This is a genomic window from Gilliamella sp. B3817 (assembly GCF_026536705.1).
GTDB lineage: Bacteria > Pseudomonadota > Gammaproteobacteria > Enterobacterales > Orbaceae > Gilliamella > Gilliamella apicola_I.
In genome coordinates this window covers 189,169-204,396 of the sequence record NZ_JAFNNV010000003.1, presented here as the reverse complement: position 1 = coordinate 204,396, position 15,228 = coordinate 189,169, and the positions used below count along the sequence as shown (strand labels likewise).

Below are 15,228 nucleotides of genomic sequence, written 5' to 3'. Positions count from 1 at the left end.
ATAAAAATTTTATTACGTTGAAATTTGACTTTGGATAACTCTATTTTTATTGAAATCTATTCTACTTTATTATGATAACGTTTATAAGCTTGTTTAAAATGATCTTCCACTATTTCATTCGGTTTTTTATCACATAAACTAAAGATTACTATCGCTAAAGACGCAAATAAGAAACCCGGAATAAGTGAATAAAGATTAAACCAATTAAAATTAATCCAAAGCAATACTGTTGCCGCTCCTGTAATCATACCTGCTAGAGCGCCATTGCGTGTCATGCGAGACCAAAATACAGAAAACACAATAATGGGGCCAAAGGCAGCACCAAACCCTGCCCATGCATGACTAACTAAATCTAAGACACTATTATTAGGGTTAATTGCTAATAAAATGGCGATGACCGATACCAGTAAAACCATAATTCGTCCAACCCAAACAAGTTCACGTTGTTTTGCTTTCGGTCTAAAAAAGGCACGATAAAAATCTTCCGTTAATGCGCTTGAACAGACAAGTAACTGACAACTTAACGTGCTCATCACCGCAGCCAAAATCGCCGCTAATAAAACACCAGCAACCCATGGATTAAACAATAATTTGGATAACTCGATAAAAATACGTTCATGTTTACCGTTATTAATGAGATCTGAAAACTCTGGATGATTGGCAAAGAAAGCAATACCAAAAAATCCTACCGTAATTGCTCCACCTAAACATAAAATCATCCAAGTCATACTAATTCGACGCGCATTTTTCATCACATCATGTGAGTCAGCCGCCATAAAGCGAGCTAAAATATGCGGTTGCCCAAAATAGCCAAGCCCCCAGCCAAGCAATGAAATAATAGCGATAAAATCCATGTGAGCAAAGATGTTGGTATAATCAGGATTGAGCGATTCAATATTTGCTAAGGCATCGGTAAAACCACCTGCGTTCACCATAACCATAACGGGAGTTAAGATAAGTGCAAACATCATCAAACTCGCTTGAATAGTATCCGTCCAACTGACCGCTAAAAAACCACCTATAAAAGTATAAGCGATTGTTGCGCCAGCACCGGCTAACATTGCCCAACCATAACTCATTCCAAAGGTACTTTCAAAAAGTTTTGCCCCCGCAACAACGCCTGATGCACAATAAATCGTAAAAAAGATAAGAATGATTACCGCTGAAATAATACGCAGCAAAGCGCTTTTATCATCAAATCGGCGAGCAAAATAGTCGGGTAAGGTCAGGGAATTATGATTAATTTCAGTAAAAACACGTAACCGCCCAGCAATCAGTAACCAGTTTAAGTAAGCCCCAATTATCAAACCAATTGCAATCCAACTTTGCGAAATACCGAATAAAAAAACAGCCCCTGGCAGCCCCATTAATAACCAACCACTCATGTCCGAAGCACCAGCCGAAAGCGCAGTGACAACACTACCAATACGGCGCCCCCCCAAAATATAATCACCAAAGTTTTGCGTTGATCGAAAGGCAAAAAAACCGATCGCAATCATTCCTAAAATGTATATAGCAAAGGTGACAATCATTGGTAAGGACATATTTCTAAAAAACCTTGTTGATGAAATTAAAAAATAGTGGAGTAGCTTATCATAAAAACCACATGCTAAAAAGCAGGCGATGAATGAATATAACTAAGCTGACAATCCGTCACGCTAAAATTTTTCAGATAGGTCATTGAGATTGTTATTTTGCCGTAATTTTAATTATCGTCGTATAAAGTGACTTTTAGCTAAAAATTAAATTTAACCTACAATATTTATACAAATAAAGTATATAATATCAGGCATGTTATTTATATTTATCATACTCTGTGAAACAATCAACTCGTATTCAAATTTTAGAAAGATTAAAAGATCACATTAAAGATCCAACAACAGAACTTGTTTATCAAACACCTTTCGAATTGCTCATTGCTGTTGTTCTTTCTGCACAAGCAACCGATGTGAGTGTAAACAAAGCGACCAAACCTTTATTTGCAATTGCCAATACAGCGGAACAAATCTTAGCGCTTGGGGTTGATAAGCTCAAAAGTTATATCCGTACCATTGGCTTATACAATAGTAAAGCAGATAATATTATCAAAACCTGTCAGATTTTAGTTGAGAAATATCAAGGTCAAGTGCCAGAAAATTTTGATGCATTAATCGCATTACCCGGTGTAGGCAGAAAAACAGCAAATGTAGTGTTAAATACGGCTTTTGGTTGGCCAACGATTGCAGTTGATACTCATATTTTTCGTGTCAGCAATCGCACTGGCTTTGCACCCGGAAAAACCGTTGAGGCAGTGGAAGAAAAATTATTGAAAGTGGTACCCAAAGAGTACAAAATAAATTGTCACCACTGGTTAATTTTGCATGGACGTTATACTTGTATCGCCAGAAAACCTCGATGCGGGGCTTGTGTGATTGAAGATTTATGTGAATTCAAACAAAAAGTTTACCCAGAGTAATTATCAATGACTGAAAAATTTAAATTAACTCAAGAAGAGATAAACTTATTCAAAAGTAGCATTGGCAACACCCAAAAACTTGCACAAGATACCGTTGTTCATAAACCCTTAAAACGGTCTCAAAAAGCCATTGCGATTGAAAAACGACAACATGAAAAAAATCATGCTGAGTTTTATTTTTCGGATGATTATCAACCGCTCTTACAAGACGATCCCATTCGTTATAGTCGTGACAACGCCGATCCTTATGAGATTAAAAAATTACGTCGTGGATTTTATGAACCTGAATTTTTTTTAGATCTACATGGATTAACACAGCAAGAAGCGAAAAAAGAAATAGCATCGCTTATTACTGCTTGCTTAAGCGAAAACGCACATTGTGCTTGTATCATGTATGGACATGGTAAAAACATCTTAAAAAAACAGACACCAATGTGGTTAGCCCAGCATCCTAATATCATTTGTTTTCATCAAGCACCGAAAGAATTTGGCGGCAGTGCAGCATTACTTATTTTATTTGATACAATTAATAACTAAAAATAAATGTTAAACACATAAGGAATAACAACTTGAAATTATTAAAGAAAATAAAACATGTTTATCTATTTCTAATACTTGCCATCTTTATTACTGCATGTAACGAACTTGATACAATTCCACCCGAAAAAAGTAACTATATTGGCACATGGCAAGGTGAATATATGGTGATAAGTATAACTAAAGACGCCAGAGTTATTTACAACTATAAAAAAGATGGGGTAACTAAAAGCGTTGAAGGGCCGATACAAGAATTTATTGGCGATGATTTTAAAGTAGGGGTTTTAGGTTTAAATTCTTTATTCAAAGTAAGTACGCCTCCTTATTTTGAGGACGGTCAATGGAAAATGGTCATTGATGATCAATCAGTTATCAAAACATCGTTTTTTAAATCACTTTAAAATAAAAAAGCCAGCATAGTTGCGCTAGGCTGGCAAACATTGGAAGCAATGTGAGCAATGTCATACTTTTTCAGAAGTCTTGCGACGCTCTAATCAAGTACATCTTAATGATAATAATTCTCATTATTAAAAGCAAGCGTTTTTTTTGACTTTTTTCAAAAAACAAAAGAAAAATGTAAACCACCATTTTTTTTAATATGAAATCATTGTGTTAGCGTGAGAATAATAGAGAGAAATACAGGGCTATGTCACCCTGTATTTTCGTAATGCTGATTTTTTAGTTGATAATTTGAAGTGATAAGTTTAACTTATTTTAGGTTATTACTATTTTTGATAGATGAATTCAACCCCTTCTTCGTCACTCTCATCCCAATCATCAAAATCATCGTCGTCATCATCAAAAGCCTCATCCATAGCTTGTTGGTGATAATCATCCCACATAAATTCAACTTTTTCTGGTGATGTTTCTTCTTGCTCTTCTTCACGTGGATGAGCATTCATATAATCCATCAGATCCCAACATAAAGCTTTTACCCCTTCATGATTGACCGCTGAAATAACATAATATTTGTCATCCCAATCCAATGCTTTAGCGATTTCGGCAGCACGTTTAGCACTTTCTTCTTCACCTAAAACATCCATTTTGTTGAATACCAACCAACGAGGTTTATTGGCAAGTTTTTCACTATATTGATGAAGTTCTTGAATAATGACTTTCGCATTTTCAATAGGATCAGATTCATCAATTGGTGCAATATCAATTAAATGCACTAAAACTCGACAACGTTCAAGATGTTTTAAAAAACGAATACCCAGACCAGCACCGTCCGCAGCACCTTCAATTAATCCCGGAATATCCGCAACAACAAAACTTTGCTCATTATCCATTCTTACCACGCCTAAACTTGGCACTAAAGTCGTAAACGGATAATCAGCGACTTTCGGTTTAGCTGCTGAAACTGATCGAATAAATGTGGATTTACCGGCATTAGGTAAACCAAGCATACCAACGTCAGCAAGTAGCAATAATTCTAACAGTACATCACGTTTTTCACCGGGCGTACCATCGGTTTTTTGCCTTGGAGCCCGATTCACTGAAGATTTAAATCGTGCATTACCCAAGCCATGAAAACCACCTTTTGCAACTAATACTTTTTGTTGATGATGCGTTAAATCACCGATAATTTCACCCGTATATTTGTCTGTGATTCGAGTTCCAACGGGCACTTTTACGGTAATATCTTTGCCTCTTTTACCGGTACAATCTGAACCTTGTCCATTTTGCCCACGCTCTGCCCGATAATTTTTTTCAAATTGGAAATCAACCAAAGTATTGAGATTTTCATCGGCAATAAAATAGACATCACCACCGTCACCACCGTCACCACCGTCAGGGCCACCTTTGGGAATGTATTTTTCTCGACGAAAACCTACGCAACCATTGCCACCATCACCGGCTTCGACTCGGATTGAAGCTTCATCTACAAATTTCATTATTCTTCCTCTTTCTTCTGGTTAATTAGCCAGCCTTTTCTTGGATGCCATAAATAGTGCCCAATTGTGGCAAACATCGCACCAGCAACGACTGATACTGCGCCAATATAACCTAAAATATTTAAATACTGCATAGCAAATTTTTCTGGCCAAATTATGGCAAATAAATCTGAAAAAATTAATGCAAACAACGGTGATAATGTGGTAATTGCACTAACTTGTGCAGCTTGCCAACGTTCCATTGCCATAACTAATGCGCCATAAGCAATAATGGTATTTAAACCACAAAAGATAATGGCAAATAACTGCGTTGCATCGGCATGAGCGATTTTTGTTGGCGATGCCAATGGCCATAAAAATACCGTACAAATAAGATAAATTAGCCAAAGTAACTGTTCTGCACGTAATTTACGTAATAACACTTTTTGTGCCAATGCATAAGCTGCCCATGAAATTGAAGCAAGTAAAGCAAGCCAAACACCAATGCCATAAGTCGATATATTAGCAAATAGAACGGTAATATTTTTATTAAAAAATAGTCCTAATCCAATTAACAATACCGAAATACCCATTATTTGCGTTGGTCTTAATCGCTCTTTAAAAACAAACGCACTTGAAATCATAAAAATTACAATACCCATTTGACCTACAACTTGAGCCGTTGTCGCAGAAAGATACTGAACAGAACTTGCAAATAACGCAAAATTACCAAGTAACCCAAATCCGGCAATCATTAATAAGATAAAACGTCGACGTTTTTTAAACATCGCTAAATTAGGAAATTGTTTTTTATAAGCTAACCATATCGTAATACCGACGGCAGAAATTGCCAATCGAGACCACGCTAACGTTAATGGGTCAATAACCACCAATGCATATTTCATTGCAATCGGCACTAGCCCCCACATAACCGCTGTTAACATGGCTAAGGCAAAACCTAATTTAACATTTTGCTGTTTTATCATATTAACTAATATTATATGAATTCAAGAAATGAAAAAAGCCCCACAATAGCTGTGAGGCTTCCATAAACGTTAAACCGCTTTTTATTAGCTGTTAGCAATTACACTAACATAACGACGGTTTTTAGGTCCTTTAACTTCAAATTTTACTTGTCCGTCAATTAAAGCAAATAAGGTATGGTCACGACCACAACCTACATTAGTGCCTGGGTGGAATTGAGTTCCACGTTGACGTACTAAAATATTACCAGCAAGAACTTCTTGAGAACCATAACGTTTAACACCTAAACGTTTACTCTGGGAATCACGACCATTACGTGATGAACCACCAGCCTTCTTATGTGCCATTGTTCGATACTCCTATTAAGCGATTGCAGTGATCTTCACATCAGTGAACCACTGACGGTGACCTTGTTGTTTACGATAGTGTTTACGACGACGGAATTTAACAATTTTCACTTTATCGCCACGACCGTGCTCAACAATTTCTGCTTTAATTGTTGCACCTTCAACAAACGGAGCACCAACTTTGATGTCTTCACCATTTGCTACCATTAAAACTTTATCGAAAACAACTTCTGCACCTGTTTCGACTTCAATTTTTTCCAAGCGAACGACTTGTCCTTCGCTGACTCGGTGTTGTTTACCACCACTTTGGAAAACTGCGTACATACTTAACTCCGCAATAAAAAGCAGACTATTCCTGATTTAGCATATATGTCTGCATTGATTAATCTTATAGGGCGTGAATTTTACGCAAAATTTATCCTTGTTGCAAGCAGTCTTTACTAAAAGATCGCAAAAAGTTACAAAAAAGATCAGCAAGATATCGTTTTAGCGTTACAATACGGATAAATCATTATTTCTTAGTTAATTTATTGTAATTCTATGCTGAGTACTAAAACAACCAATAATAAAACTCGCTATCATGCTTCAATTATTAATCGTTTGTCGCTATTAATGTGTTTTTTAGGCACCATTGCGTTAATTGCGTTATCGCTATCTATTCAAGTCGCTAATGATACCAAAGGTAGCGCTTATATGATTAATCAATTAGGGCTAATTCGTATGAAAAGTTATCAACTTTTATCAATGGTTCCCCTTAATAAACACGATAATGGCCGTTTAAATATTTTTAGTGAAATAACGTCGTCAAAGCAACAATTAGCCCTTTTTGAACGTTATGATTTAATAGATGAATTCAATGAGTTACATAATAAATGGCGTACCGAAATTGCGATAAAAATTGCACAAGCCAAAAACATCGATGAGATAAAAACGGATATCGATCAATTTGTTATCAAAACCAATTATTTAGTACATAAGATCGATCAGAAGACCGAAAACCAGATTCATTATATTTCTCGTCTGCAACAATTATTTATTATCATTATTGTGGTCTTTCTTATTGCTCAGATTTACTATTTACGTCGTTATCTTCTTGCTCCATGGCGCAAACTGATTAATATGGCTCAGGCTATTTCAAAACACAATTTTAGTGAACGTTTTCCGTTACGTTCCAGAAAAAATGAATTCGATTTGTTAGGGTTAGCGTTAAATAACATGTCTGATCAAATCGAATCTCAATATTTAATCCTTGAAGAACGGGTGGCTGAAAAAACGGCTGAATTGCAACAAACCAATAACATCATCTCATTTCAATATCACGCCACCAAACAGCTCCATACATCAAAGCCATTATGTGAACGTTTTTTAATGATTTTACGTCAATTAGAAGAACTTGTACCACTCACTCAATTTCAAATCCGATTTTATGAATCGGAAAACCCTGAACATTACCAACAAATTAGTTATGACAATGAGCAGAAATTACCTTTCTGCCAAAATCCGCATTGCTGTGCTTGTTTAACCGAATCAAAACATTCTCAACAACATGGATTTCAACGTTATTGGTATCTTCAAGACAATGGCGAAAAATATGGCATATTATTTGCCATTCAACCGACAGATGTTACCCTTAGCGACGAGCAGGAAAACTTAATAACAGGACTTATCGAGCAGATGTCCACGGCAATGATGCTCGATCGACAAATAGAGCAACAAAAGCAGTATTTATTAATGAAAGAGCGATCAGCAATGGCAAGAGAGTTGCATGATTCAATTGCGCAATCATTATCCTGTTTAAAAATACATCTTAGCTGTCTACAAATGCAATCTGATTTGACATCACAAAGTAGTATTGATCTATTAGCAACAATGCGAAAAGAGGTCAATATCACCTATTCCCAGTTACGTGAATTAATTACCTCTTTTCGTTTGCGGCTCAATCAAACAGGTTTTTATGCTAGCTTAATGGAGATGATTGAAGAGTTTAATCAAAAACTAAAATTTAACATTCAACTTGAATATCAATTACCGCTCAATATCATTAAAAGCAAACATGCTTTTCATTTATTACAATTTATTCGAGAAGCGCTAAACAATGTGTACAAACACGCACAAGCATCACACGTTATCATTGCGTTAACCATTGATGATAACCAGATTATCACAGTCAGTGTTAGCGATAATGGTATTGGTTTTCAAACTGATGTTAAGCAGGATAATCATTATGGTATGGTGATTATGCGAGACAGAGCAGAAATCCTAAATGGTAATCTAACAATTAATACTGAGCCACAAAAAGGCACGCAAGTTATGGTAATATTTAAAGCCAATAAGACCATTCCATTTACGATAATAGAAGAGTAACCCATGGACCAGATAAAAAGTTCGATACTACTTATTGACGATCACCCTATGCTTAGAAATGGTGTAAAACAATTAATCAATACCGTTAGCCATTTTGAAGTGATTGGTGAAACGGGGTCTGGAACGGAAGGGATAAAACTCGCTGAAAAGCTCGATCCCGATATGATCTTACTGGATATCAATATTCAAAATGTTAGTGGGTTAGAAATACTACGCTATTTACGGGAAAAAAATATCTCCAGTCGCATCATTATGTTCACGGTATCGGATGCCAAAGAAGATATCATTACCGCACTCAAAAGTGGAGCGGATGGTTACCTGTTAAAGGATATGGAGCCAGAAGATTTTATTAAAGCGCTAAAAGATATTGCCGAAGGTAAAATCATTATGGATGAAGCAATTTCGCATATTATTCTTCACTATATGCGACACAGCGGCGAACCAACAACCAAACAAATTCACGATATAAACTTATTAACGCCTCGAGAACATGAAATATTTAATCTGCTAGTGCAAGGACTTTCGAATAAACGCATTGCCAAAGATCTGGATATTGTTGAAAGTACCGTAAAAGTGCATGTAAAAAGTATCTTTAAAAAATTAAATTTTAAATCACGCATGGAAATGACCGTATGGTATTTACAGAGCAAAGAGTAATGCATTAATTAAAGATAATTGATTATACTTAACTCGATCGAAAAGTTTAAAAGCTGTCATCCCTTAAATTATGATGATATAAGGCAGTATACGTTTAGATAACAGGCAAGACCATTATGCTGTAAAGTAATAGACTTGCCTGTTTAAAATTAATGATTTGAAAACCAATTAAGTTTTTCTCGTAATGCAACAACAGGCCCGATGATAATCAAACTTGGACTACATGCTTGCAAAGCGATTTTAGCTAACTCACCAAGCAAACCTGTTACCACTTTTTGTTTGGTACTGGTACCTTCCTCAACAATGGCGACTGGCGTATTAGCATCCATACCGTGTTTGATTAATTGTTGACTAATATTTTCAGCTTGAGACAGCCCCATATAGAACACTAAGGTCTGCTTTTCAGCCGCTAAACTTTGCCAATCAAGATGACTACCATCTTTCAAATGCCCGGTAATTAAACGAATACTATGTGCATAATCTCGATGTGTTAAAGGGATACCACTGTATGCAGAACACCCCGATGCAGCAGTGATTCCCGGTACAACTGAAAATGGAATATCAGCATTATACAACGTTTCCAGCTCTTCGCCCCCTCGCCCAAAAATAAACGGATCGCCCCCTTTTAGACGGACAACTCGTAACCCTTTTTGCGCTTGTTCTAACAAAATTTGATTAATCTGTTCCTGTGGCACGCAGTGATACCCTGCCCGTTTGCCAACAAATATACGCTGAGCATCCCGCCTGACAAGATTCATAATTTCATCCGAAACCAATCGATCATACACAATAATATCGGCTTGTTGGATTTGCTGTAATCCTTTCAAAGTCAGTAAGCCTGCATCACCGGGACCTGCGCCCACTAAAACCACTTCACCACGATGATCCAGTGATAAATTAAATAACTCATTGGTTAGTGTTTCAACTTGTTCAGAATCATTATTGGCAATGGCTTGTGCCAATCTATCATGAGTAAAAAGCTTTTCCCAAAATCGACGGCGTTCTGTGAGCGTTTTATAGGTTTGCTTAGCTTTATTTCGTAAATAACCCGCATATTGCGCTAATTTACCTAAGTGCTGAGGCAATATTGATTCTAGTTTTTCTCGTAATAGACGAGCTAAAACCGGCGCATGCCCTGCTGATGACACTGCAACCATAATTGGTGAACGATCAATAATCGAAGGCATAATAAAACTAGCATCTTTCGGCGAATCGACAACATTGCAAAAGATACGGCGATTTTCAGCCTCGAGACTGACGGTTTGATTGGTTTTAGGACAATCGGTCGCTGCAATGACTAACCATTTATTATCAAGCAGTTGTTCATTAAATTCTCCTTGCTGTAATATCAACTGGTTTTGCGCTTGCCAACATAAAAATTGCTCATTAAATTCAAGTGCGTTAACCGTTAACTTTGCACCTGCTTCGAGTAATAGCCGAGCTTTTCGTTCAGCGATTTCACCACCCCCGACTAACAGACAATCCCGATTTTCTAACTTACAAAATAGTGGAAAATAATCCATAAAACCTCAATATATATCCTTTTTAATTCAGCCAAGATTATGGTCGTTCAGTTTTTGGTGTCGAATACCAGTATCCCAAGCCCATAAAAACAACGCCAGAAACAAGGTTACCTAACGATACCCAAAGTAAATTATGACCAATTCCACATAGGGTATAAGCATCACTATGATGACCAAACCATGAAAGTGAAAATAACGTCATATTCGCCACCGAATGCTCATAACCACAGGCAATAAATGCTAGCAAACACCACCAAATCGCAATAAATTTAGCTGAACCTTCAACACGATTTGCCATCCAAATAGCTAAACAAACTAGCCAGTTACATAAAATACCACGAAAAAACAGCGCACTAGCCGATGCGGTCGTTTTGGCTAATGCGGCACTATGCACTAAACTGGTATCGGTTGATAATAATGGGGTAGCAGCATAAAAATATAAAGCAGCGACAAAAATAGACCCCAATAAATTGGCTAACCACGTTTGAGGTAATACTAGCCACATCTGTGTATGCGTAATTTTCTTACATTTTACGCCAAACGTTAAAAACATTGTGTGACCAGTAAAAAGCTCAGACCCGGCAATCACAACTAACGTTAAGGCAATACCAAATGTCGCCCCCATGACTAAAGGTCTTAACGACGGATCAAGTAAATTACCTAAAGTGAAGATCAAAATAATACCAAGACCAACATAAGCGCCGGCCATAGCAGAACTTAACCAAAACCCTATCGGATTAGTTTTGGCTAAACGTACAATACGTGCTGCATTGGCAGCACATTTATTAATTGTATCGGTATACATAACTATCTAAACCTTCAAAATTGTTTTAACTCGATGATTTAACTTCAACAAAACCATCTGTATTGACTCTTACTTCATAATGCGCAATTGAATAGTCGGCATCATCAATGCAATAACCATCTTTTAAACGAAAACGCTGTTTTTTTAATGGGCTTGCAACATACAAGTCATTTTCATGCTGTCCAATAATACCTCGAGATAAGACACTGGCTTGTGCAAATGGATCGATATTACTGATTGCATAAATTTCATCGGAATTATAAGGACGAAATACTGCAACATGTTCATGACCGACAAGTGCACACACGCCTGTTTCCGGTAAAATGTCATCGAGTTGACAAACTGTTATCCATTGACTCATATTATTGCTCTCCTAACATTGCTTGACGTTCTTCGGCTGTCGCAGGTCGATGCTGATCACGTTCAGGAATAAATTTGACATTTTCATCACGCAAATTACTGTTAATAAAGTGAGTAAATCGTTGTTGGTTTTCAGTATGTTCAACCGTTTCTTTCCACTCACACACCACCAATTTACGCAGACGAGTCATTTCACTTTCCAGCTCATCATTAATACCTAACTTATTGTCGATAATTACACTACGCAAATAGTCAATCCCGCCTTCCAGATTTTCAAGCCATACCGAAGTGCGTTGTAATTTATCAGCGGTACGGATATAAAACATAATAAAGCGATCAAGATATTGAATTAATGTCTGTCTATCGAGATCAGCAGCAAGCAAATCAGCATGACGAGGTTTCATGCCGCCATTACCACATACGTAAAGATTCCAACCTTTTTCTGTTGCAATAACGCCAATATCTTTACCTTGTGCTTCCGCACATTCACGTGTACAACCCGATACACCTAATTTGAATTTATGTGGAGCCCGAATCCCTTTATAACGATTTTCCAGTTCAACACCCAGACCGACACTATCCCCAACACCAAAACGACACCACGTACTCCCCACACAGGTTTTAGCCATTCGTAAGGCTTTTGCATACGCATAACCACTCTCAAAGCCGGCATCAATTAACTCTTTCCAAATAGCGGGTAGATCATCTTTTTGCGCACCGAAAAGACCGATACGTTGTGAGCCAGTAATTTTTGAATAAAGTTGATATTTTTTAGCAATTTGCCCCACCGCAATCAAGCCTTCTGGCGTAATTTCACCTCCGGCACTACGCGGAATAACCGAATATGTTCCATTTTTTTGGATATTACCAAGAAAGATATCGTTACTATCTTGCAACGGAACTAAATCTTGTTTGAGAATATAATCGTTCCAACATGAAGCTAATAAAGAGGCGATCGTCGGTTTACACACCTCACATCCATAACCCGTACCATGTTTTTTGATCACTTCATTAAATGAAGTTAATCCTTCAACACGAATTAAATGATATAATTCTTGGCGTGAATATTTAAAATGTTCACATAAAGCATGGCTGACTTCGATACCTTGTTTAGCTAATTCTGAGTTTAAGAGCTGAGTCACCAATGGAATACAACCACCACAACCTGTACCGGCTTTGGTTTCTGCCTTAATTGCCGCTACAGTATGACAACCTGCGTGAATCGCATTAATGATTTTTGCTTTTGTCACATCGAAACATGAGCAAATTTGTGCAGTATCCGGTAAAGCTTCGACGCCCATTGTGGGTTTAGCCCCAGCATGAGCTGGTAAAATTAAGGTGTCCGGATGCTCAGGAAGATCCATCTCATTTAACATCAATTGTAATAAATTACTGTAATCAGCCGTATCACCCACCAATACAGCACCTAATAATTTTTTATTATCTGACGAAACGACCAATTTTTTATAAACCGGTACATTTTCATCTAAATACACATAGCTACGGCTAGCGGGTGTTTTTCCTTTGGCATCCCCTATACTACCGACATCAACGCCCATTAACTTTAATTTAGCGCTCATATCAGCGCCTTCAAATTGCATTGGCTCACCCATTAAGTGCGCTAAGGCAACTTGTGCCATCTTATAGCCCGGAGCAACCAAACCAAATACTTTACCTTGCCAACACGCACACTCACCAATAGCGTAAATATCAGGATCAGATGTCTGACAATGGTTATTCACCACAATGCCACCACGTTGACCAATCTCAAGTTGACATGCTTTAGCAAGTTGATCATTCGGGCGAATACCTGTTGAAAATACGATAAAATCAACTTCCAGCGACGAACCATCAGCAAATTGCATCTTCTTACCTAACGGCGTATGAATAATTTCTTGGGTATTTTTACTGGTATGAACTCCAACGCCCATCTCTTCAATTTTTCGGCGTAACTGATCACCCCCCATGGCATCAAGTTGTTCAGCCATCAATACTGGCGCAAATTCGACGACATGCGTTTGTATTCCTAAGTTTTTCAGCGCACCGGCAGCTTCAAGCCCTAACAACCCCCCACCGACAACAGCACCTGATTTACACTGTTTTGCGCATTCACGAATGGCATCAAGATCTTCAATGGTTCGGTAAACATAACAATCTGCACCATCTGAACCTTTAATAGGTGGTACCCACGCATAAGATCCGGTAGCAATAATCAATTTATCATAGTGAACAATTCGCCCTGTGTGTGAGTGAATTTCTTTACGTTGACGATTAATCAATATTGCTCGCTCATTCAGTAATACTTGAATGTTATTTTCTTCATATAGCCCTTCACGAACTAAAGAAAGCGCTTCAGCAGTGTGGTCAGAAAAATAGGAAGAAAGGTGAACACGGTCATATGCAAGGCGAGGTTCTTCACAAAAGATGGTAATATTGAACAGATCAGACTGCATTTTATCGATAACTTCTTCAATAAAACGATGTCCAACCATCCCATTACCGATGATAACGAGATTGGTTTTACTCATAATAAAGCTCCAATTTTATTTTAATTCAATTATTTAATTTATAGCTGTGCTCCATTTTATGTTACTTTGCTCAGATTATAATTATCCTCAAGGATTACCACTTTAGTAGTAATAAGGATAACTATTTTTAAAACAAAGCATTATAAAATATTTAACGTCAATTAAATTTAGGATCCCTACCCTGATAGGCTTTAACCTATAATATCCAATCACCCTTGGTTAAATAATGTTGCTAATCAAAATTTAAATAGTATAATTAGCCGACTAAATAAATTGAGTAATGATAATTGAATTACAAGTCAAGAAAGCTTCCGTCTCGTGAAACGTTAGCACGAGCACAAAGATTTAATGATGATATTGTTGATGTTTCAGGCGTTGATCTGGTCTTAAGCTTGATCACTACGGCTGACTTAATCCGTTCAAACATTTACGCACAACTGACTAAAGATTATGATGTTTCGGAAGGTAAGTTTGCATTATTAATGTCACTCTTTTCGGAAGGTGAAACCTGTGCCAGTGATTTGGCATTACGCATAGGTGTTACCCCTGCTACCGTGTCAGTTATGGTTAAGCGAATGCTAGCTGCAACTCCACCATTAATCACCATGTCTAAAAGTGGTGAAGATGGTCGCTCTCGACTTATCTCATTGACTGAAGTTGGCGAAAAATTAATTCAAGAAGCATTACCCAATCACCTAAAATCGATTCGTGCTTTTGCCGAAGTTTTAAACTCGCAAGAACAAGAGTCTTTAATATTGATGTTACGTAAACTTTTACGAAAATAACTGACTTTA

Annotated in this window: 15 protein-coding genes; 6 read left to right on the top strand and 9 right to left on the bottom strand. The window is 37.2% G+C overall.

The window, feature by feature from the left end; genetic code table 11:
- Positions 1 to 56 precede the first annotated feature (56 nt).
- A complete protein-coding gene (gene putP / locus J3U36_RS05955) occupies positions 57 to 1,544 on the bottom strand; it encodes a sodium/proline symporter PutP (protein ID WP_065558621.1) in 1,488 nt (495 codons plus the stop codon).
- A 272-nt stretch (positions 1,545 to 1,816) separates the two neighbouring features.
- On the opposite strand from putP, the gene nth reads away from it, so the two are divergent.
- The 3 genes from nth to J3U36_RS05940 are packed head-to-tail and all read left to right on the top strand — an operon-like array spanning position 1,817 to position 3,393.
- Positions 1,817 to 2,455, top strand: coding sequence for an endonuclease III (gene nth, locus J3U36_RS05950; RefSeq protein ID WP_220216381.1), 639 nt, complete (start codon positions 1,817 to 1,819; stop codon positions 2,453 to 2,455).
- 6 nt (positions 2,456 to 2,461) lie between these two features.
- Complete coding sequence (smrB, locus tag J3U36_RS05945; protein ID WP_220216380.1) at positions 2,462 to 2,992, top strand: endonuclease SmrB; 531 nt, start codon at positions 2,462 to 2,464, stop codon at positions 2,990 to 2,992.
- Positions 2,993 to 3,024: 32 nt separating this feature from the next.
- Positions 3,025 to 3,393, top strand: a complete 369-nt coding sequence (locus tag J3U36_RS05940; protein ID WP_267379736.1) for a hypothetical protein — start codon at positions 3,025 to 3,027, stop codon at positions 3,391 to 3,393.
- Between the two features lie 324 nt (positions 3,394 to 3,717).
- Here the strand turns inward: J3U36_RS05940 and cgtA are convergent, their stop codons facing one another.
- The 4 genes from cgtA to rplU form a co-directional block, all read right to left on the bottom strand.
- Positions 3,718 to 4,887: an Obg family GTPase CgtA gene (gene cgtA, locus J3U36_RS05935; RefSeq protein ID WP_220216378.1), complete on the bottom strand. Its 1,170-nt coding sequence runs from the start codon at positions 4,885 to 4,887 to the stop codon at positions 3,718 to 3,720.
- Positions 4,887 to 5,852: a DMT family transporter gene (locus J3U36_RS05930; RefSeq protein ID WP_267379733.1), complete on the bottom strand. Its 966-nt coding sequence runs from the start codon at positions 5,850 to 5,852 to the stop codon at positions 4,887 to 4,889. Before J3U36_RS05930 ends, cgtA begins: the two co-directional genes overlap by 1 nt.
- An 84-nt stretch (positions 5,853 to 5,936) precedes the next feature.
- The gene (gene rpmA, locus J3U36_RS05925) at positions 5,937 to 6,197 is read right to left on the bottom strand and encodes a 50S ribosomal protein L27 (RefSeq protein ID WP_025314437.1); all 261 of its coding nucleotides are present in this window, start codon (positions 6,195 to 6,197) and stop codon (positions 5,937 to 5,939) included.
- Between the two features lie 15 nt (positions 6,198 to 6,212).
- A complete protein-coding gene (rplU, locus tag J3U36_RS05920; protein ID WP_025314436.1) occupies positions 6,213 to 6,521 on the bottom strand; it encodes a 50S ribosomal protein L21 in 309 nt (102 codons plus the stop codon).
- 216 nt (positions 6,522 to 6,737) lie between these two features.
- On the opposite strand from rplU, the gene narX reads away from it, so the two are divergent.
- Both narX and narL read left to right on the top strand, forming a co-directional pair.
- On the top strand, positions 6,738 to 8,561 hold the full coding sequence (gene narX, locus J3U36_RS05915; protein WP_267379730.1) for a nitrate/nitrite two-component system sensor histidine kinase NarX: 1,824 nt from the start codon (positions 6,738 to 6,740) through the stop codon (positions 8,559 to 8,561).
- A 3-nt stretch (positions 8,562 to 8,564) separates the two neighbouring features.
- Positions 8,565 to 9,218, top strand: coding sequence for a two-component system response regulator NarL (narL, locus tag J3U36_RS05910; protein ID WP_220216375.1), 654 nt, complete (start codon positions 8,565 to 8,567; stop codon positions 9,216 to 9,218).
- A gap of 149 nt (positions 9,219 to 9,367) precedes the next feature.
- Here narL and cysG read toward each other — a convergent pair whose 3' ends face one another.
- The 4 genes from cysG to nirB are packed head-to-tail and all read right to left on the bottom strand — an operon-like array spanning position 9,368 to position 14,434.
- Positions 9,368 to 10,741 (bottom strand): siroheme synthase CysG, encoded by a 1,374-nt coding sequence (cysG, locus tag J3U36_RS05905; protein WP_267379726.1) that lies wholly within the window; start codon positions 10,739 to 10,741, stop codon positions 9,368 to 9,370.
- Positions 10,742 to 10,778: 37 nt separating this feature from the next.
- Positions 10,779 to 11,546, bottom strand: coding sequence for a nitrite transporter NirC (gene nirC / locus J3U36_RS05900; protein ID WP_267350355.1), 768 nt, complete (start codon positions 11,544 to 11,546; stop codon positions 10,779 to 10,781).
- Between the two features lie 25 nt (positions 11,547 to 11,571).
- Positions 11,572 to 11,907: a nitrite reductase small subunit NirD gene (nirD, locus tag J3U36_RS05895; protein ID WP_220216372.1), complete on the bottom strand. Its 336-nt coding sequence runs from the start codon at positions 11,905 to 11,907 to the stop codon at positions 11,572 to 11,574.
- Between the two features lies 1 nt (position 11,908).
- Entirely contained in the window at positions 11,909 to 14,434 is a 2,526-nt protein-coding gene (gene nirB / locus J3U36_RS05890; protein WP_267379723.1) for a nitrite reductase large subunit NirB, read from the bottom strand.
- Positions 14,435 to 14,721: 287 nt separating this feature from the next.
- On the opposite strand from nirB, the gene J3U36_RS05885 reads away from it, so the two are divergent.
- Positions 14,722 to 15,219, top strand: coding sequence for a MarR family winged helix-turn-helix transcriptional regulator (locus J3U36_RS05885; RefSeq protein WP_220216370.1), 498 nt, complete (start codon positions 14,722 to 14,724; stop codon positions 15,217 to 15,219).
- Positions 15,220 to 15,228 lie beyond the last annotated feature (9 nt).

Coding starts and splice junctions, on each gene's coding strand:
- nirC (WP_267350355.1), bottom strand. CDS start 11,546: ATGTATACCGATACAATTAATAAATGTGCTGCCAATGCAGCACGTATT.
- smrB (WP_220216380.1), top strand. CDS start 2,462: ATGACTGAAAAATTTAAATTAACTCAAGAAGAGATAAACTTATTCAAA.
- rplU (WP_025314436.1), bottom strand. CDS start 6,521: ATGTACGCAGTTTTCCAAAGTGGTGGTAAACAACACCGAGTCAGCGAA.
- nirD (WP_220216372.1), bottom strand. CDS start 11,907: ATGAGTCAATGGATAACAGTTTGTCAACTCGATGACATTTTACCGGAA.
- narX (WP_267379730.1), top strand. CDS start 6,738: ATGCTGAGTACTAAAACAACCAATAATAAAACTCGCTATCATGCTTCA.
- nirB (WP_267379723.1), bottom strand. CDS start 14,434: ATGAGTAAAACCAATCTCGTTATCATCGGTAATGGGATGGTTGGACAT.
- narL (WP_220216375.1), top strand. CDS start 8,565: ATGGACCAGATAAAAAGTTCGATACTACTTATTGACGATCACCCTATG.
- cgtA (WP_220216378.1), bottom strand. CDS start 4,887: ATGAAATTTGTAGATGAAGCTTCAATCCGAGTCGAAGCCGGTGATGGT.
- J3U36_RS05930 (WP_267379733.1), bottom strand. CDS start 5,852: ATGATAAAACAGCAAAATGTTAAATTAGGTTTTGCCTTAGCCATGTTA.
- putP (WP_065558621.1), bottom strand. CDS start 1,544: ATGTCCTTACCAATGATTGTCACCTTTGCTATATACATTTTAGGAATG.
- cysG (WP_267379726.1), bottom strand. CDS start 10,741: ATGGATTATTTTCCACTATTTTGTAAGTTAGAAAATCGGGATTGTCTG.
- rpmA (WP_025314437.1), bottom strand. CDS start 6,197: ATGGCACATAAGAAGGCTGGTGGTTCATCACGTAATGGTCGTGATTCC.